The sequence below is a fragment of the Saccharopolyspora soli genome, assembly GCF_022678645.1.
Classification (GTDB): domain Bacteria; phylum Actinomycetota; class Actinomycetes; order Mycobacteriales; family Pseudonocardiaceae; genus Saccharopolyspora; species Saccharopolyspora soli.
The window spans coordinates 103,298-118,028 of record NZ_JALBWV010000016.1; the positions used below are offsets into that span (position 1 = coordinate 103,298).

The 14,731-nt window shown below is 67.7% G+C and carries 11 protein-coding genes; 6 read left to right on the forward strand and 5 right to left on the reverse strand.

Annotated features, from left to right (window positions below):
* Positions 1-103: 103 nt before the first annotated feature.
* Positions 104-3,289, reverse strand: a complete 3,186-nt coding sequence (locus tag MOQ72_RS14680; protein ID WP_242184011.1) for an arabinosyltransferase domain-containing protein — start codon at positions 3,287-3,289, stop codon at positions 104-106.
* Positions 3,290-3,704: 415 nt separating this feature from the next.
* Here MOQ72_RS14680 and MOQ72_RS14685 point away from each other — a divergent pair, with 415 nt between their 5' ends.
* From MOQ72_RS14685 to MOQ72_RS14700, 4 genes are all read left to right on the forward strand, one after another.
* The gene (locus tag MOQ72_RS14685) at positions 3,705-5,177 is read left to right on the forward strand and encodes a hypothetical protein (protein ID WP_242184012.1); all 1,473 of its coding nucleotides are present in this window, start codon (positions 3,705-3,707) and stop codon (positions 5,175-5,177) included.
* A 170-nt stretch (positions 5,178-5,347) separates the two neighbouring features.
* Positions 5,348-5,608 carry a hypothetical protein gene (locus MOQ72_RS14690; protein ID WP_242184013.1) on the forward strand — a complete coding sequence of 87 codons (261 nt, stop codon included), beginning with the start codon at positions 5,348-5,350 and terminating at the stop codon, positions 5,606-5,608.
* Positions 5,605-5,985, forward strand: a complete 381-nt coding sequence (locus tag MOQ72_RS14695) for a hypothetical protein (RefSeq protein WP_242184014.1) — start codon at positions 5,605-5,607, stop codon at positions 5,983-5,985. The genes MOQ72_RS14690 and MOQ72_RS14695 overlap by 4 nt, the downstream gene beginning before the upstream one ends.
* Before the next feature lie 93 nt (positions 5,986-6,078).
* A complete protein-coding gene (locus MOQ72_RS14700) occupies positions 6,079-8,193 on the forward strand; it encodes an ATP-binding protein (protein WP_242184015.1) in 2,115 nt (704 codons plus the stop codon).
* A gap of 42 nt (positions 8,194-8,235) precedes the next feature.
* On the opposite strand, the gene MOQ72_RS14705 is transcribed toward MOQ72_RS14700, so the two are convergent.
* On the reverse strand, positions 8,236-8,430 hold the full coding sequence (locus MOQ72_RS14705; RefSeq protein ID WP_242184016.1) for a DUF397 domain-containing protein: 195 nt from the start codon (positions 8,428-8,430) through the stop codon (positions 8,236-8,238).
* 16 nt (positions 8,431-8,446) lie between these two features.
* Positions 8,447-9,286 (reverse strand): helix-turn-helix domain-containing protein, encoded by an 840-nt coding sequence (locus MOQ72_RS14710; protein WP_242184017.1) that lies wholly within the window; start codon positions 9,284-9,286, stop codon positions 8,447-8,449.
* A gap of 210 nt (positions 9,287-9,496) precedes the next feature.
* Between MOQ72_RS14710 and MOQ72_RS45555 the strand changes: the two genes are divergently transcribed.
* A complete protein-coding gene (locus MOQ72_RS45555; RefSeq protein WP_372495380.1) occupies positions 9,497-9,733 on the forward strand; it encodes an HC3 family zinc finger protein in 237 nt (78 codons plus the stop codon).
* Positions 9,730-10,053, forward strand: a complete 324-nt coding sequence (locus MOQ72_RS14715; protein ID WP_242184018.1) for a hypothetical protein — start codon at positions 9,730-9,732, stop codon at positions 10,051-10,053. The genes MOQ72_RS45555 and MOQ72_RS14715 overlap by 4 nt, the downstream gene beginning before the upstream one ends.
* A 51-nt stretch (positions 10,054-10,104) precedes the next feature.
* Here MOQ72_RS14715 and MOQ72_RS14720 read toward each other — a convergent pair whose 3' ends face one another.
* Together MOQ72_RS14720 and MOQ72_RS14725 are read right to left on the reverse strand one after the other, a co-directional pair.
* Complete coding sequence (locus MOQ72_RS14720; protein WP_242184019.1) at positions 10,105-11,109, reverse strand: LGFP repeat-containing protein; 1,005 nt, start codon at positions 11,107-11,109, stop codon at positions 10,105-10,107.
* On the reverse strand, positions 11,054-14,614 hold the full coding sequence (locus tag MOQ72_RS14725) for an arabinosyltransferase domain-containing protein (protein ID WP_242184020.1): 3,561 nt from the start codon (positions 14,612-14,614) through the stop codon (positions 11,054-11,056). Before MOQ72_RS14725 ends, MOQ72_RS14720 begins: the two co-directional genes overlap by 56 nt.
* Positions 14,615-14,731: the final 117 nt, after the last annotated feature.

Below are 14,731 nucleotides of genomic sequence, written 5' to 3' on the forward strand. Positions count from 1 at the left end.
GGCAAAAGCTGATCTTGACCCGCGTTTTCACCCGATAGGTACAGGCGCACGGCCCTGGAAGTCAGTACCTGTCCACTCGATTGCAGCGTTTCGCTCTGCGGAGTCAGTGCTCTTCGAAGGGGTAGGCGGTGTCGCCGTCGGCTCCGGTTATGCGTTCGCGGTGCTGCGTCGTGGTATATGCGTCGCGTTCCGCCTCGTAGCGCACCGCGTAGAGGTGGCCCCAAACGGTGCCGGGGGCATTTCGCAGGCGGCTAGGCAGCTCGAACCGGCGGGACAGCATCGGCACCCCGGCGAACACCCCGCCGATGGCGGGCCCGAACGCCATCGACGCTTCGCCGCCGGGCGGCGTGACCAGCATCCGCGGACTGGCCGCGGTGCCGTGCGAGACCTGCGGATAGTCGAACAGGCAGGGGAACACGAAGCTCATCGGCCAGTCGATCAACACCGGTTGCTGGCCGTCTAGCGCCTGCCGCAGCGGCACCACGTCCCGCACCACCGGGCCGCCGATCGCGAGCCAGCCCTGCTCGTCGCTGGTGCGGTCCTCGGCGAGCACCCGAACCCGGTCGGCACCAGCCGGGATCTGCGCGGCCTCGACGGTCAGCAGCCGCCAGGCGCGGAAGTCCCGCCAGTCGATCGGTCGGCCGTGGCGCGGGTCGTCGAACGGCAGGTCCGTCGGCGGCGGATCGCGCAACTCGCGCGCGCCAACCGACCGCACCAGCCGGTGTTGCGCGGTGCCGAATTCCAGGGTCAGCGAGTTGCCCTGCTCGGGCCGTCCGGAGACCCACACCGACAACGTCTGGTCGCCGGTGAGCTGCGGCAGGCCGAACCAGCGCGAGGTCAGCGAGCCGGTCGTCTGCGGCCCGCCCACCTGGCTGGTCCAGGCGAACTGGCTGGCCGACGTCGGCGCCACCGCGTCCTCGGGGGCTTTCGGATCGGGCGGCTGCGTCGGTCGCAACGGCTCGCCGGGGTGTTCCTCGCGCAGGTCGGGCTCCTGCGGCGGCGCGCCACCGACGGCGAATCCGTCGAGCTCAGCGGCTCCGTCCACCGGCACCAGCGAGGCGGCGATGGGCAGCGTCTCCACCTCGTTCTCCATCCCGCAGCTGCTCGCCCGGATGCTCTGCGAGTTCATCCGCGCGATGGAGAACCGGTCTCCCATCGCCTGCGGAGCCGAGACGAACGACCCGATCAACACCAGCACGGACGCCAGCGCCGCCAACCCGAGCACCGAGCTGGGCACGGCAGGCCACATCAGACTGTTGGGCTTGCGGTGCGACACCATCGCGCGGATCCGGATGAAGCCGAAGGTGAGCAGCCCGATCGCCACGCCGGTGCTCAGCCAAAGCACCGGATCGTCCAGCGGCAGATCGGGTTGCACCGGCGTGTCGGACCACGGCATCCCGAAGTCGGACTGCATCGGCCAGATGTTCGGACCCATGAACGCCAGGGCCGCGGCGACCGACGCGGCGATCCCGCCGAACACGCCGAGCAGCCGCGCTTCCCGCTTGGCATGGCCGAGTTTGCCGACCCGGGCCAGCAGCACCACGGTCACCGCGAGCAGCGCCGAGCCGACCCCGGCGAACGCACCGAAGTGATGGGACCACTTCGACGGCGTCAACCACAGCCCCGCCAGGATCGCCGCGACGGAGCCGAGCAGCACCGGCAGGTCGGTCATCCCGGTCCACCGGTGCACCTGCCGCATCGCGCACGACGCGGCGATCAGCACGGCCGTCACCACCAGGAAAACAGCCAGCCGCTTGGCGGAAGAGCCCCAGATGGTCGTGCTGAGCAGGCCCGCGTACCGGTCGATCTCCTGGTACCAGCCGAGGCTCGGCCCGAACTCGTCGTGCAGGTCGGTCGCCTGCTGGACGCCGTTGAGCGTCGAGTCGGCGAACATCGCCACCAAACCCACCGCGCTCAGGCATCCGACCAGCACAACCCTGGTCGGCACGCTGATCCAGCGCGGCACCGCGCCGCGTTGCGCCAGCACCCGACCGATGCGCGGCGCGAACACGAGCACGATGAGCAGCGCGCTGATCCCGGTCGGCGTGATCGCCACGGTCAGCCCGGCGATCAGCGCGGCGACGCCGAGCCAGAAATGCGGTGCCCGCGTCCGGCTGATCTTCAGCAACGCCGCTACCAGCGCCGAAGTGCCGAGCGCGACGAACGGTTCCGGCCGGATCCCTAGTCCGAACGGCAGCCAGCAGGCCAGGAAGAACACCGCGGTGAGCAGGTGCAGCGGTAGCCGCCGGGTGCCCCGGCACACCGGCGCGACGATGCCGCGGCTGACGATGATCCAGGTCAGCAGCCCGGCGATCGCGCTGGGCACGCGCAGCCAGGCGGGCGCGAGGCTGTATTCCGACACCCAGCGCATCAGGTGCTGCACCAGGGTGAACGGCGTTTCCGAGGAGTTGAACCAGCGGTAGTAGTTGCCGATGTCGCCCGCGCTGTCGTAGTTGCGGATGGTCATCATCGCGAAGCCGTCGTCGTCCGTGAGCGGCCCGATGACCAACCAACCCGCCAGCACCGCGGCGACCGCGGCATCGACCGGCAGGAGCAGTGGGCGCAGTCGCACCGCGGCGAGGGCGGGCGGCGCGTGGACGAACAGCAGCACCAGCGATGCGAGGGCGAGCAGCAGGGCGGTGCTGATCAGGGTGTGCTTGACATCGGTCGGCTCGGTGTCGAACCACGAATACGTGCGGGCGGTGACCGAAAGCCCAGCCGCCTGCGGCGGTTCGAGGTCGGTGGCGAAGGTGAAGATCTCCGGCGCGGCGATGCCGGGCAGCGTGATCGGCGGGTGGTTGTCGACGGTCACCACCGTCTGCCACGAGTCGGCGTGGATCGCCAGCTCGCAGGCACCGGGCGGCAGCGGCACCTCCTGCTGGCCGAGCACCAGTTCGGGTTCGCCGAGACGGGCGGTCAGCACCAGTCCCTCGCGGTCGCTGCCCCGCGGCAGGGTGCTCAGAACCGTGGTCCGGTCCGGTCTGTTGAGCGCGGCGCGCAACACCGGGCACGGCACGGACGCGTCGAACGAAGCCGGTCGGTAGGGCGCGAAGAACGCGGTCGTGGATTCGGCTTCGACCGCTGGCCAGTGCACTTCGGTCCGGTCCACGAAGACGGGCGCGAACGGCAAGGCCAGTGCGCAGGCGAGTCCGACGATCCCGACGCAGAACGCGATCAGGTGCGCCAACCACTGCCCGAACCGCAATCGCCTCGGACGTGCGTCCTCGGCCCCGGTGGGCTGCGGCTCGGCGGGCAGGTCGAGTTGCGGCGGACTGCTCCAGTACTTCACCCGCGCTCCTCGGAAGTTCGAAAAAACGTCGCCGAATCATCGTGACGAATTCGGCGTGCCGCCCGTGGCGGCGGCACGCCGAATTCGTCCAGCCGATTGACGATCGAAGTAAGAACGTGCGCGGATTGTGGCGTGACCGCAGGTAGTCGTCAGGCAAGCGGCGTGAGCCGCTTCTTCCCAGCCTCGCAGCTTGCACCGCCGCGGGTTCTCAGAGGTGTTCTCGCGAGGACAGCCCCGGCGCCGCGTATTGGACATACATAAGTCGGGGATCCCGGAGTCGAGAAGACCTCTGAGGTTCCGCCACTTGCACCGCCACGCAAACCAACCCGCGCACCCTCTAATGCGAAGGTTGTCCGCGTTTGGCAACGCTTCTGATCCGTTCGGCGTGCATGGGTCGAGCAGACAGGAGTGACGCGTGCTTGTTGCGGAGATTGCGGTCGCGCCGGTGGAGCCGGAGCGGGTGCGGACCAGGCCGCCGGTCTGGCCGCTGGGGATCGGTGCGGTGGCGGCCGGGGTGTTCTGGATCATCCACGGTTCGTTGATAGACGACAGCTATATCACGCTGAGCTACGCCCGGAACCTGGCGTTGCACGGGCATTGGGGGCTGATCGGCGCCGAGGTCTCGAACTCGGCGACCGCGCCGCTGAACGTGCTGGTCCTCGCCGCGTTCACAACGGTGGTGCGGCAACCCGTGGTGGCGTTGGGCGTGGTGTTCGCGCTGGCCAACATCGCACTCGCGGTGTTCCTCCGCGCTGCGGCGGTCTCCAGTGGATTTCCGGGGTGGACCGGCGCGGTCGGGGCACTGCTGATCATGGTCAATCCGCTGGTGCTGTCCACGGTGGGCCTGGAGATGACGCTGGCCTCGGCCTTGCTTGGCTTGTTGCTGCTCGCGGCGGTGCGGCGTCAGCCGGTGCTGTTCGGCGTCGCGGCCGGGCTGCTCGCTCTGACCAGGCTCGACCTCGGGGTGTTCGTGCTGGTCGTGCTGATCGGTCGGCCGAGCCTGTGGCGCAGTTGGTGGCGGTGGATGCTGACGGCGGCGGCGATCGCCCTGCCGTGGTTCACCTTCAGCTGGTTCTACTTCGGATCGGCGGTCCCGGACACGCTGGTGATCAAACAGCTGCAGAGGTCCTGGGGAGACTGGGACTTCAGCAACGGACTGGTGCTCTACCACCAGGTTTTCCCGACAGCGGTGGTGGTTTCGCTGATTCCGGCGCTGCTCGGCCTGGTGTGCCTGCTGGTCGCGTGCGTGCTGCGGGCGTTTCGCCGCGCGGTGTCGCTCTGGCCGTGGGCGCTGATCGGGCTCGGCGCTCTCGCGCACTACTACGTCTACACGTCGCTGGGCGTTCCGCCGTACCACTGGTACTACGCACCGAGCATGATCGGTCTTTCCTTGCTGTTAGCCGGTGGTATCGGTGTGCTTGCCGCTCGCCGAAAGCTGTTGGCCGCAGTGGTGGGTTGCGCCGTGGTGGCAACGCAGGTCTGGTTCATCGGGCAGCACGGCTTACCGTGGCGCGAAGCGGCGATCATGTCGAACTGGGCTAGCTCGGCTGAATACGCCCGCATCGGCGCCGAAGTCGGACGGCTCGTCGGCACCGAAACGGTGGCGAGCCCCGGCGAAATCGGGGCCCTCGCCTACTACTGCGACTGCGCGATCGCGGACAACTTCTCGGACCGCGGCTACCTGGCGGGACAGATCCGACAACGCCTGGCCGAAGCCACCCCGCTGGTCCGCGAACTGCTGGAACTCAACTACCGCTTCTTCGTCCCGACCGAACCCCGCCCGATCGACGACGTCCTCCGCCGCGAACCCGGCCCCGGCCCGGACCCGCTGTGGAACATCGGCTCCACCTGGGCCGAACCGGGCCACCTGGTCCTGGAAAACCGGTGAGGCTCACCTGCGGGTTCGGCCGATCGCCATGATGTGCGGGCTCGCACAACGAGGAGTTCCGGCACCGCTTCAACCCGTCGAAGGGCGCTACGCAGGCCCGCAAGAGGAATTTCCCGCCCCCGAGCGGGCGGGAAATTCCACTTCCTCAGCTGGTCGCCGCTGGTGGGCGGGTGACCAGCAGGGTCACGCCCGCTTCGCGGCCGCAGTCGACGAAGACCGGGCCGACTCCCGCGCCCACCGTTTCGGACAGCCGGGCTTTCGCCACGAACCCGTTCGGGTTGTCGGTCGACGGCGGGCGGCAGGTGTTCCGGGGGACCACGACCGAGCTCGCCGAAGCTGGCGATGGGGGGAACCATCCTGGCGACAGCTCCATCGAGCGGGGATATTCGGCGCTGCTGGCCCAGCACGGGCGGTCGGCGGGTGCCTGGTGAAGGTCGAGTTGCGGCGTTCGAGCGTCCTGATGACCGGGGCGGTGATCTTCGCGATCGCAGTGGGGATGTTGTACCTCGTGGGCAACGCGCCGTGGCAGAAGTCCACCGGCGCGTGGAACTTGCAGTGGGATTCCTTCGCCTACTACCTGCGTTTCCTGCACAACTTGCTGTTTCCCGTGGCGCTGGGCGGCGGAGCGCTGTTCGGTTTGCGCGATAGCCGCTGCGGCGTGGCGGAGTTGTTCGCCTCGGTGCCGCGTCCGCCGTGGCAGCGCCTGGCGCGGTCGGCTGCGGCATTCGGTCTGGCGATGGTCGCGTCCTCGGTCGCGATCGTGGTCGCTGGCGGCAAACCTGCCAGCCCGACCCGCTCGCCACCCTGACGCGATCCCGTTAGCCGTTGTACCGGATCGCCGCATGGATCAGTTGGTGCGGCTCTGGCAGGCTGGTCGAGTTGGCCGACGAGGGGACGAATCGTGGGTTCGAACCACCGGGTGCACAACGATTCGGCATCCGCAGTCGCCGGACACAGCGTGCAGGCTGGGCAGATCCACGGCGATGTGCGCTTGTACCAATCCCTGGGCGACCAGGTGGTGCCGAGGCAGCTGCCGGTCGCGGCGCGGCACTTCGTCGATCGGGCGGTCGAACAGGACGCCTTGACGATGCTGTTGAGCGGCGCGAACACCGAGGGTTTCGTGCTGATCTCGACGCTCGACGGAGTGGCCGGAGTCGGCAAGTCGACCTTGGCGGTGTACTGGGCGCACCGCGTGCGAGACCGCTTCCCGGACGGCGAGCTGTACGTGAACCTGCGCGGCTTCGATCCCGTTGCCGAGCCGATGAAACCCACCGAAGCGCTGGCCTCTTTCCTCACGGCGCTTGGTGTTTCGGGTGAGCGGATGCCGCAGCACGTCGAAGACCGAGCGGCCATGTTCCGCAGCCTGGTGCACGACAAGCGCATGCTGATCCTGCTGGACAACGCCCTGACAGCCGACCAGGTGCGGCCGTTGTTGCCGAGCAGCCCGAGCTGCCTGGTACTGGTCACCAGCCGGAACCGGCTGCACGAGTTGGTGGTCCGGGAAGGCGCATCGCGCATCACGCTCGAAGTGCTGACCGACGACGAAGCCGAGGAACTGCTCGTCCGCTACCTCGGCGCGGACCGGGTGGCGACCGAACCAGAAGCGGTGCGAAGCCTGGTCAGCCACTGCGCCGGACTCCCGCTAGCACTGGGCATCGCTGCGGTGCGAGCCGCGGAGAACCCGGATTTCCCACTGGACGAACTGGTTTTGGAGCTCCAGGACGAACGAGACCGACTGGATGCCCTGGACGCGGGCGGAGTGACGGGGGTCCGCGCGGTCTTCTCCTGGTCCTACCGGTCACTGACCCCGGAAGCAGCCCGGATGTTCCGCCTCCTCGGCCTGCCGACCGGCCCGGACATCAGCCTCGCCGCCGTAGCGGACCTCGCCGGGCTCCCGCCGCGCGAAGCCCGAGCCCTGCTCGCCGAACTGTCCCGAGCCAACCTCATCGACCAGCACAAACCAGGCCGCTACCAGTTCCACAACCTGATCCGCGCGTACGCGGCGGAATGCGCCGCGAAGGACGAGCAACCGGAAGATCGCCGAGCCGCCATCCGCCGCCTCCTGGACCACTACCTCCGCACCTGCGACACGATCGACCGGGTCTTGCTCGGCCGCTGGCGATTCGCGCCGGAGCTACCCGATTCGACGGTGTCCGGTCTCTCCTTCGAGACCGAGTCGGCCATGTTGAGCTGGTGGGAAGCCGAATACGCGAACCTCGTGGCGGCTGTGCGAAACGCGGCGAACGTCGGACTGCCCGTGCACGCCTGGCAGCTCACGTACAAGCTGATGTACCTCTTCAAACTTCGCGGCCAGACGGATGACTGGATCGCCAGCTACGAGTTCGCGCTCGGCGTGGCACGCGGGCTGGGCGATCGGGTTGCCGAGGCGCAGCTCCGCTACTACCTGGGCATGCCCTACTTCGGGCTCAAGCAGTACGAGATCGCGTTGCACTACCAGGAAAGCGCGCTGGAGCTGTTCGAAGCCGCTGGTGACCGCTACTCGACCGGCCTGGCACTGACGGTGCTCGCCGAGATCTACATCGAGCTGGGAAAACTCGACGACGCCCAGCAATGCTTGCTCCGCGGCCTGGCGGTGCAACGCGAAGAGGCCAATCGATATGGCCAGGGCTACGCGAACCACATTCTCGGCATCCTGCACATCCGCCGTGGTGAGCTGGAGAAAGCCCTTGCGCACCTGTCGACGGCTTTGGTGCTGTTCCGGGAGGACGGCTGGAAGTTCGACGAGGCATTCGTCCTGCACCAGCTGGCAGGCGTCCACCTCCGAACGGATCATTCGACCGAAGCGCTGAACCTGTACCGGCGCGCCGTCGAACTGCGGCGCGAGATCGGCCATCGCCCAGGGGAAGCCCATAGCCTCCGCGGCCTGGGGGCCGCCCTTCACGCCGCGGGGGATCTCGACGGCTCTCGTACCTGCTGGCAGCAGGCCCTCGTCATCTTCGAGGAACTTGGTGATCCCGAAGCCGATGAGGTTCGGCAGGAGCTGGAAAGGTCGTGAGTGCGAAAGCCGGTTCCAGCCGTTTTTCGCACTCACGACCCACTAGCTGCGCTTTAGCCCGGTGACGAACGTGTGCCACCGGTCGGCGGCGAAGGTCAGGGTGCCGCCGCCGCGGTCTTTGCTGTCGCGGACGCCGATGACCTGCCGGGTCAGCGCGACCTCGACGCAGTTCCCGCCGTAGCCGTTGCTACGGCTGGATTTGCGCCAATCGGTGGTGGATAAGTCGTAGTCCTGCATCCGACGTCACCCCTTGCTACGCGAGGTCCCTGATCACCTGTTCGAGCATATCTAGGGACCCCGTTTCGTCGGTAGCTGTGCTTCGGAGTCGCTCGAAGATCAGGGAGTACTGGCTGACCGCCGCTGCTCCGTCGAGGTAATCGCCGCTGGTGAGCCCGTCGAGATAGACCACCTTGGCGGAAGCGGGTTTCCGGATTTCCAAGAAGTGGAACGACGCTCCCATCGCGGCATGGGCGCCGGTGCTGAACGGGATCACCTGGAACGTGATGTTGGGAAGTTCTGCCAGTTCGCGCAAGTGCCTGAGTTGATCGGCCATGACATCGGGGCCGCCAACGCAACGGCGGAGCACAGCTTCGTTGACCACTGCCGAAAACCGCATGGACTTGTCGTTGTGAAGTCGAGCCCGTCGCTCGGCCCGGACTGCCACCATCTGCTCTGGATCTGCACTGCCCTGCACGGGAGCTGCCGCCTGCGCGGCTGCCCTCGTGTACTCCTCGGTCTGCATGAGGCCTGGGACGAGTTCGGTTTCGTAGCTCTGGATCGCGGACGCGATGCTCTCCAACGCGACGTAGCGTTGGGCCCAGTCGGGGACTCGGAGGGGACTGCGTTTTCGGGCTTCGCGGGCTAGTTGGATCACCGTCTTCGAAGTCTTGGCGTTCGCTCCGTAGAGGTCGATCAGCAGGCGGACGTCACCCGCGCTGATCGTTGCCTTGCCGGTTTCGATCTTGCTGATCTTCGGCTTCTGGCATTCGAGGACTTCGGCCGCCGCGTCCTGCGTCTTGCCTGATTTCTCGCGTAGCTCACGTAGCAGTTGGCCGAGTTGGAGGCGGGCAACAGGTGGGCTGCTGGCAGTCATTGGGAGCTTCCTCTGCGAGGGTGAGTTTCCTTTCAGTTGGCCATTTTTCGGTAGTTGCACAACAACTGGCAACCGTGATCATCCGTTTGTGTAATTTCGGTGCGGAAACTTCCGGTTCTACAGTGGATCTGGACGGCGGTCGGGTTTCGCAACCCCCTATCCCCCGGCCCGGCCGCCGTCTTCCTTGAAACAGTTTCCCCTTTGGAGGCAATGGTGTTCGGGTTGGTTTCGCCTGGTCCTGTGGTGTATTGGCGGCCTCATGGTGGGCAGCGGCATGCTTTGTGGCCGATGGAATTGCCTCGGGCTGGGCAGGAACGCGAGACCGTTTGCGGTGACACCATTACTTTGATCGAACCGTCCGAAGTAGACTGGCTTGATCCGACTTGCGAATTCTGCATGACCCGAGCCCGAGAACTCCGCGATGCGCGGGAAAGGGGATCGACATGACCGGCGTGGTTTGGATATCCGTGGCCGCAGTTCTGCTCGTGGCGCTGGGACTCTTCCCGCTGCGCGGCGGAAACGGCCAGCACGCGCACGCGGGTCCCGGCACTGTGAGTGTTTGGCAACTGCGCGAGAGCATTCTCGCCGCGCAGGAGCAGGAGGCCATCGTGTGGCCGACCGAGGATCCTGACCGGGGTCGCCACCACATGCGCAACGTCGACATGCTGTGCCACCGGCTCGCCACGGTGATCCTCGAACACGGCGCGGTCCGCTCCCCAATACGGCTCGACGTGTGCCCGCCACGAATCAACATCGCGCTCGGGTGAAAGCAAAAGCGCGGACACCCGGTGCCCCGGATGCCCGCGCCTCTGCTGCGGTCAGCGCTTCAGGTAGTCGACCACGTCACCGCTGCCGCGGTGCCATTCGATGAACCCGCGCTCGAACTCGCTCGTCCGGCCCAGCGGGAAGTCGGACTCGCCCGTCACCGGATATCCCAGGTAGGAGCGCTCCCAACCGAGCTGCGCCCAGCGCGCGCGGATCCCGCCGTACACCTCGTGCGCGCTGGTCCACGGCGCCCAGTAGATCGACGCTCCGCCAGCACCGGTGAAGTGGTTGTAGCGCCCGAAGCCGTCCGGCGTGGTCAGCTGGTCGGTGGTCGGGTAGCCGAGCACGCCGCCCGGACCGCTCAGCTCGATGTACCGCTTCGCGATGACACCCTGGACCGAGTGCGCACCCGTCTGCGGGCTCCACACGATTCCGGCCGGGTACCTGCCGTCGCCGTTGAACTGGTTGTAGCGCCCGATGCCGTCCGGTGCGGCGAGTTCGTCGCTGGTCGGGTAGCCGAACGGACCGCGTTCCCAGCCGGAAGCCGCCCACTTCTCCCGGATCGCGCCCTGCACCGCGTTCGGGCCGGACGGCTGGGTCCAGTAGATCGACGCGTCCTCGCGCTGGGCGTTCGGGGTGAGGAAGTGGTTGTAGGCGCCGAAACCGTCCGGGGTGAGCCGGGTGTCCGTCGATGGGTAGCCGAAGGTGGCATCCTCGCCGAGTTCGCGGAAGTGGTCCAGGATCCGGCCCACGACCAGGTGCGCGCCCGTTCGCGTCGACCAGTAGATCGCCGAGTGGACCGCGCCGTCGCGGGTGCGGAAGTCGCTGTACCGACCGCCGCCGCTGCTGGCCAGTTCGCCGGTGATCGGCACGCCGAGCTCGTGGTGCCCGCCCAGTTCGAGGAATCGGCTGTAGATCATCCCGCGGACGACCGTCACCTCGGTGTCCGGCGTCCAGTAGAACCGGGCGTGCGTGAAGGGCTGCCAGCGCAGGCCTTCGTCCTCAACGACCTCCAGGCCGATCGGCTCGCCGACCTGCGCCCGCTCCTCCGGGGACATCGACTCGTAGCGCTGTTGGATCTCGCCCTCGCCGGGATCGTCCTCGGTCGGCTCCGGGGTCGGTGCTGCCGATCTCGGCTCGGCGGATGTGCTCGGTGCCGAGGTCGTCGGTTCGGTTTGCGCTGCGGCCGGTGCGGTCGCGGTCAGGCCGAGAACCGCTGCGGTGGCGGCGATCGCCGCCGCGAATCGTTTGGCGTTCACTCGAAACCCTTTCGGTCAGTGACATCTGTTGATCGCTGCTGAGCGGCCAAAAGTTGCCACCGTTTCGGGTGATCTTTTGTTTGATCGAAAGGGTGCCGCCTTTTTCCGGGCATGCGAAAAGACCGCGGTTCCGGTTGGAAATGCGAGCGCTGCCGTGGGTCCTCCGAATTCCGGGCAGGCGGAGGACCCACGGACACGGCACCCGGTGAACCCCACTCCACCAGATATCCGCGCTTCCTCTGCGCGCAGCGCGTCGGGAAGTCGTAATCCGGGCGGAACTCCGACAGGACCGCCATGTTGTCATCGCCGCAGCGGGCCGAAACGTTGCCCGGCGCCGGAATCTCACCGCTGCCGTTACCGATCCGCGACCTGGTGGTCGTCGTCCTCGCGGGGCGCCTGCGTGCCCGCGTTGCGCTCGATCACCGGGTAGTCGTTGCGCGCCAAGGTCGGCAGCCGCGTCCAACCCCACCTGGACTCCCGCGAAACGGTCAGGTCGTAGCGGCCGACCGGATGCTGATAGCGGATCACGAAGACGTTTCCCCAGGTCAGTCGGGGAGGTCCGCCGGGCAGTTCGGCGGCCAGCCGGGTCTGCGTCCACTGCCGGGTCGTCTGCACCCACGCGCCGCCCCACTCCAGGTAGCTGATGTTGTCCAGCCATTCCGGCGGCAGCGTCTCGAATTCGGTGAGCCGCACCGTCGGGGGTGTCGGTGATGCCATCCCGCACGCCGACCTGGTCCACGCACGGCCACAGCGGCGCGTTCACGTGGTTGGCCAGCACCGGTTGGCCGCGGGTGAGTTCGGTGATCGGGCGGGCTTCGGTCAGCTTCGGCTCGGCGACGGCCAACCACGACTGCGCCCCGGTGACCTGGTCGACCGCGACCACTCGCGCGGACCTCGCACCTGCCGGGATCGCAACCGCGAGTTGCTGCCACTCCCGCATCGCGGACCTGCGCAGTTCGGGGTGCAATTCCGCGGTGACAACGCCATCCGCAACCGCGAACTCCACCCGGAGTTCCTGACCAGCGAGGCGACCCGCCACCGGCACGGTCAGGTGCGTGCCCGGCCCAGACAGTGCGTACCAACCGGTGACGAGCCGACCCACACCAGGCGTTGTGCCGTCCGGTCGGTCGTCGTGCCAGATCGTCGTCGGCTCCGACCAGGGTTCGGCGGGCAGTGGTGGGGGACCGGCTTGGAAATCGCCGGAGAGTTCCGGTTGTGTCGGCGGACCGAGGCGTCCGGACGGCAGTTGCACCTGGACGTCGCTGGCCAGACCGCAACCGCCTGCGAACAGGGTTTGCCAACCAGAACGCCCCACCGTCCAACCGGGAGCCTGTCCGATCGGCGCGTAGCAGAACAGGGCGACCAGCAGCAGCACCGAACCGATCGAGGCAACCCCCAACACCGCGCGGTCCGGAACCAGGCGCACCAACCTGCCGTGCCGACGATTCCAGCGCGCCCACAGGTAGGCGACCAGCGCGACGCCGATCCACAGCAACGGATTCCGCAGGTAGAGCGGGCCGAAGTGCGGTTCCAGGTTGTTGGTCTGCTGGTCCGGGTTGAGGTGTTCGCCGAAGCGCTGCCCGGCGTCGGAGAACGGCACCCACCAGTTGTCGCCAGCGAAGCTCAGCGAGATCGCTCCGATGACCAGCACCATGCTTGCACCGACGACCACCGGACCGGCTCGTCGCGGCAACGGCGAACGCAGCAGCGCCGCAGCCAGCAGAACCGTTGGCGCGGCGGCGACCGCGTGGAAGTGGCTGACCCACTTCGTCGGGCTGAACGCGATCAGCAGCAACGCCGCAGTCGTCGTGATCGCGCTGCTGATCAACAGGCGCCGAACCGGATCGCGGCCCATGCCGCCGCGTCCGCTGGCCAACGCGACGACCGCGACGAGCGCGAGCGCCAGCAGGACCGGTAGTCGCCGCGCCCACCCGGCGGTGTCCAGCAGCGTGTTGTAGTGCTCGAACTCCTCGTACCAGGGGAATGACAAGTAGTACCAGCGGTGGATATCGGTGGCTTCGAGCACGTCGCCCAGCGTCGCGTCGGCGAAACCGACGGGCACGACGACTGTCGCCGAGGCGATCGCCAACAGCAGCACAGCGATGCGGCCCGACCAGGGCTGGTTTCGCAACCAGCGCAGCAACCACGGCACGCTGAGCACCAGGGGAGCGGCTGCGACCAGGCCGGATGGCGAAGCCGTCAACGCCAACGCGGCGACTGTCGCCGCCACCGCCAACGCGCCGATCGAACGGCGCAGGTTCGCGGCTTCGACGAAGAGCAGCGTTGCCGCCGCGCAGACCACGATCACCGGCTCCGGACGCAACGACATGCCGTACGACAGGAACCAGACCAGATGCGCGACGAGCAGCGCCCACGGCACCGCGCGGAACCTCGCCGCCCGGCCCAGCATCGTCGCGAACACGACGCGCAGCAGCGCCCACGTCACGAGCCCGCAGAACATCGGGACCAGCCGCATCCACCACAGCGACCAACCGCCGAGCTCGCCCCACCACTGCAACAGGTATTGGCTGAGCACGAACGGGTTCTCCGTCGCGTTGAACATGTAGACGAAGTTCCCGAGATAACCGGTCCCGCCCGCGTTGCGGGCCATCATCAGGTACCAGCCGTCGTCCATGTTGACCGGTCCGAGCACCACCCACGCCGCAGCGACCACCACCATGACCGCGTCGGCGGCGGACAGTCGGGGCATGGTCAGGACCCGCATCGACTGCCGTCCTCGCCAGCGCCGCCAGGCGAGCACCAGCAGCGCGATCAGGCATGCGAGGTGCGCCAGCAGGAGCGCGATCTTCCAAGCGCTGGGCGAGGATTCGTAGCGCGCATCGGTGTGCAGCGCGACCTCCAGGCCGTCCAGCGAGCCGGTCGTGGACAGCTCCGAGACCTGCGGTGGGAGCAGGTCAGGGCGACTCACCAGGAGCGTGCCGTCGCGGAAGATCCGAATGCCCGCGGCATCGGCCTGAACCCGGTAATCGCAGTTCGCGTGCAGCGGATCGAGGAGGATTTCCGCGCCATCGACCAGGAAACGCGCCTGGTCGGCCTGCACCACCACATCCAGGCCCGGCGTGTCCGGGGCGTGCGTGCGCAGCGCCGCTCCGGAACTCGTGCGCAGCGTTTCGCACGGGATCGTGGCGTCGAAATCCAGCGGTCGGTACGGCGACAGCGGCAACACTGTCGAGGGCGTCGCATCCCCGGCCTTCGGCCAGGTGACCAGCGGCATGTCGGCGTTGACCGGCGCGAGCACCGCGAGCAGCCCGAGCAGGATCGTCAGCCCGGCGAGCACGGTCATGCCGCGGTTGCCCCAAATACTGGGGGATCGACCGTGAAGGGCTGGCGGAACAACTCCCATACCCTGTGGACATTTGACCGGGCGAGTAGGTTTACCGACCCACGTCACGAGTCGATC

Excerpts from the sequence above, each read along its gene's own strand:
- MOQ72_RS14705 (WP_242184016.1), bottom strand. The coding sequence starts at position 8,430 with ATGCAGGACTACGACTTATCCACCACCGATTGGCGCAAATCCAGCCGT.
- MOQ72_RS14710 (WP_242184017.1), bottom strand. The coding sequence starts at position 9,286 with ATGACTGCCAGCAGCCCACCTGTTGCCCGCCTCCAACTCGGCCAACTG.
- MOQ72_RS45555 (WP_372495380.1), top strand. The coding sequence starts at position 9,497 with ATGGTGTTCGGGTTGGTTTCGCCTGGTCCTGTGGTGTATTGGCGGCCT.
- MOQ72_RS14715 (WP_242184018.1), top strand. The coding sequence starts at position 9,730 with ATGACCGGCGTGGTTTGGATATCCGTGGCCGCAGTTCTGCTCGTGGCG.
- MOQ72_RS14720 (WP_242184019.1), bottom strand. The coding sequence starts at position 11,109 with ATGTCCCCGGAGGAGCGGGCGCAGGTCGGCGAGCCGATCGGCCTGGAG.
- MOQ72_RS14725 (WP_242184020.1), bottom strand. The coding sequence starts at position 14,614 with ATGACCGTGCTCGCCGGGCTGACGATCCTGCTCGGGCTGCTCGCGGTG.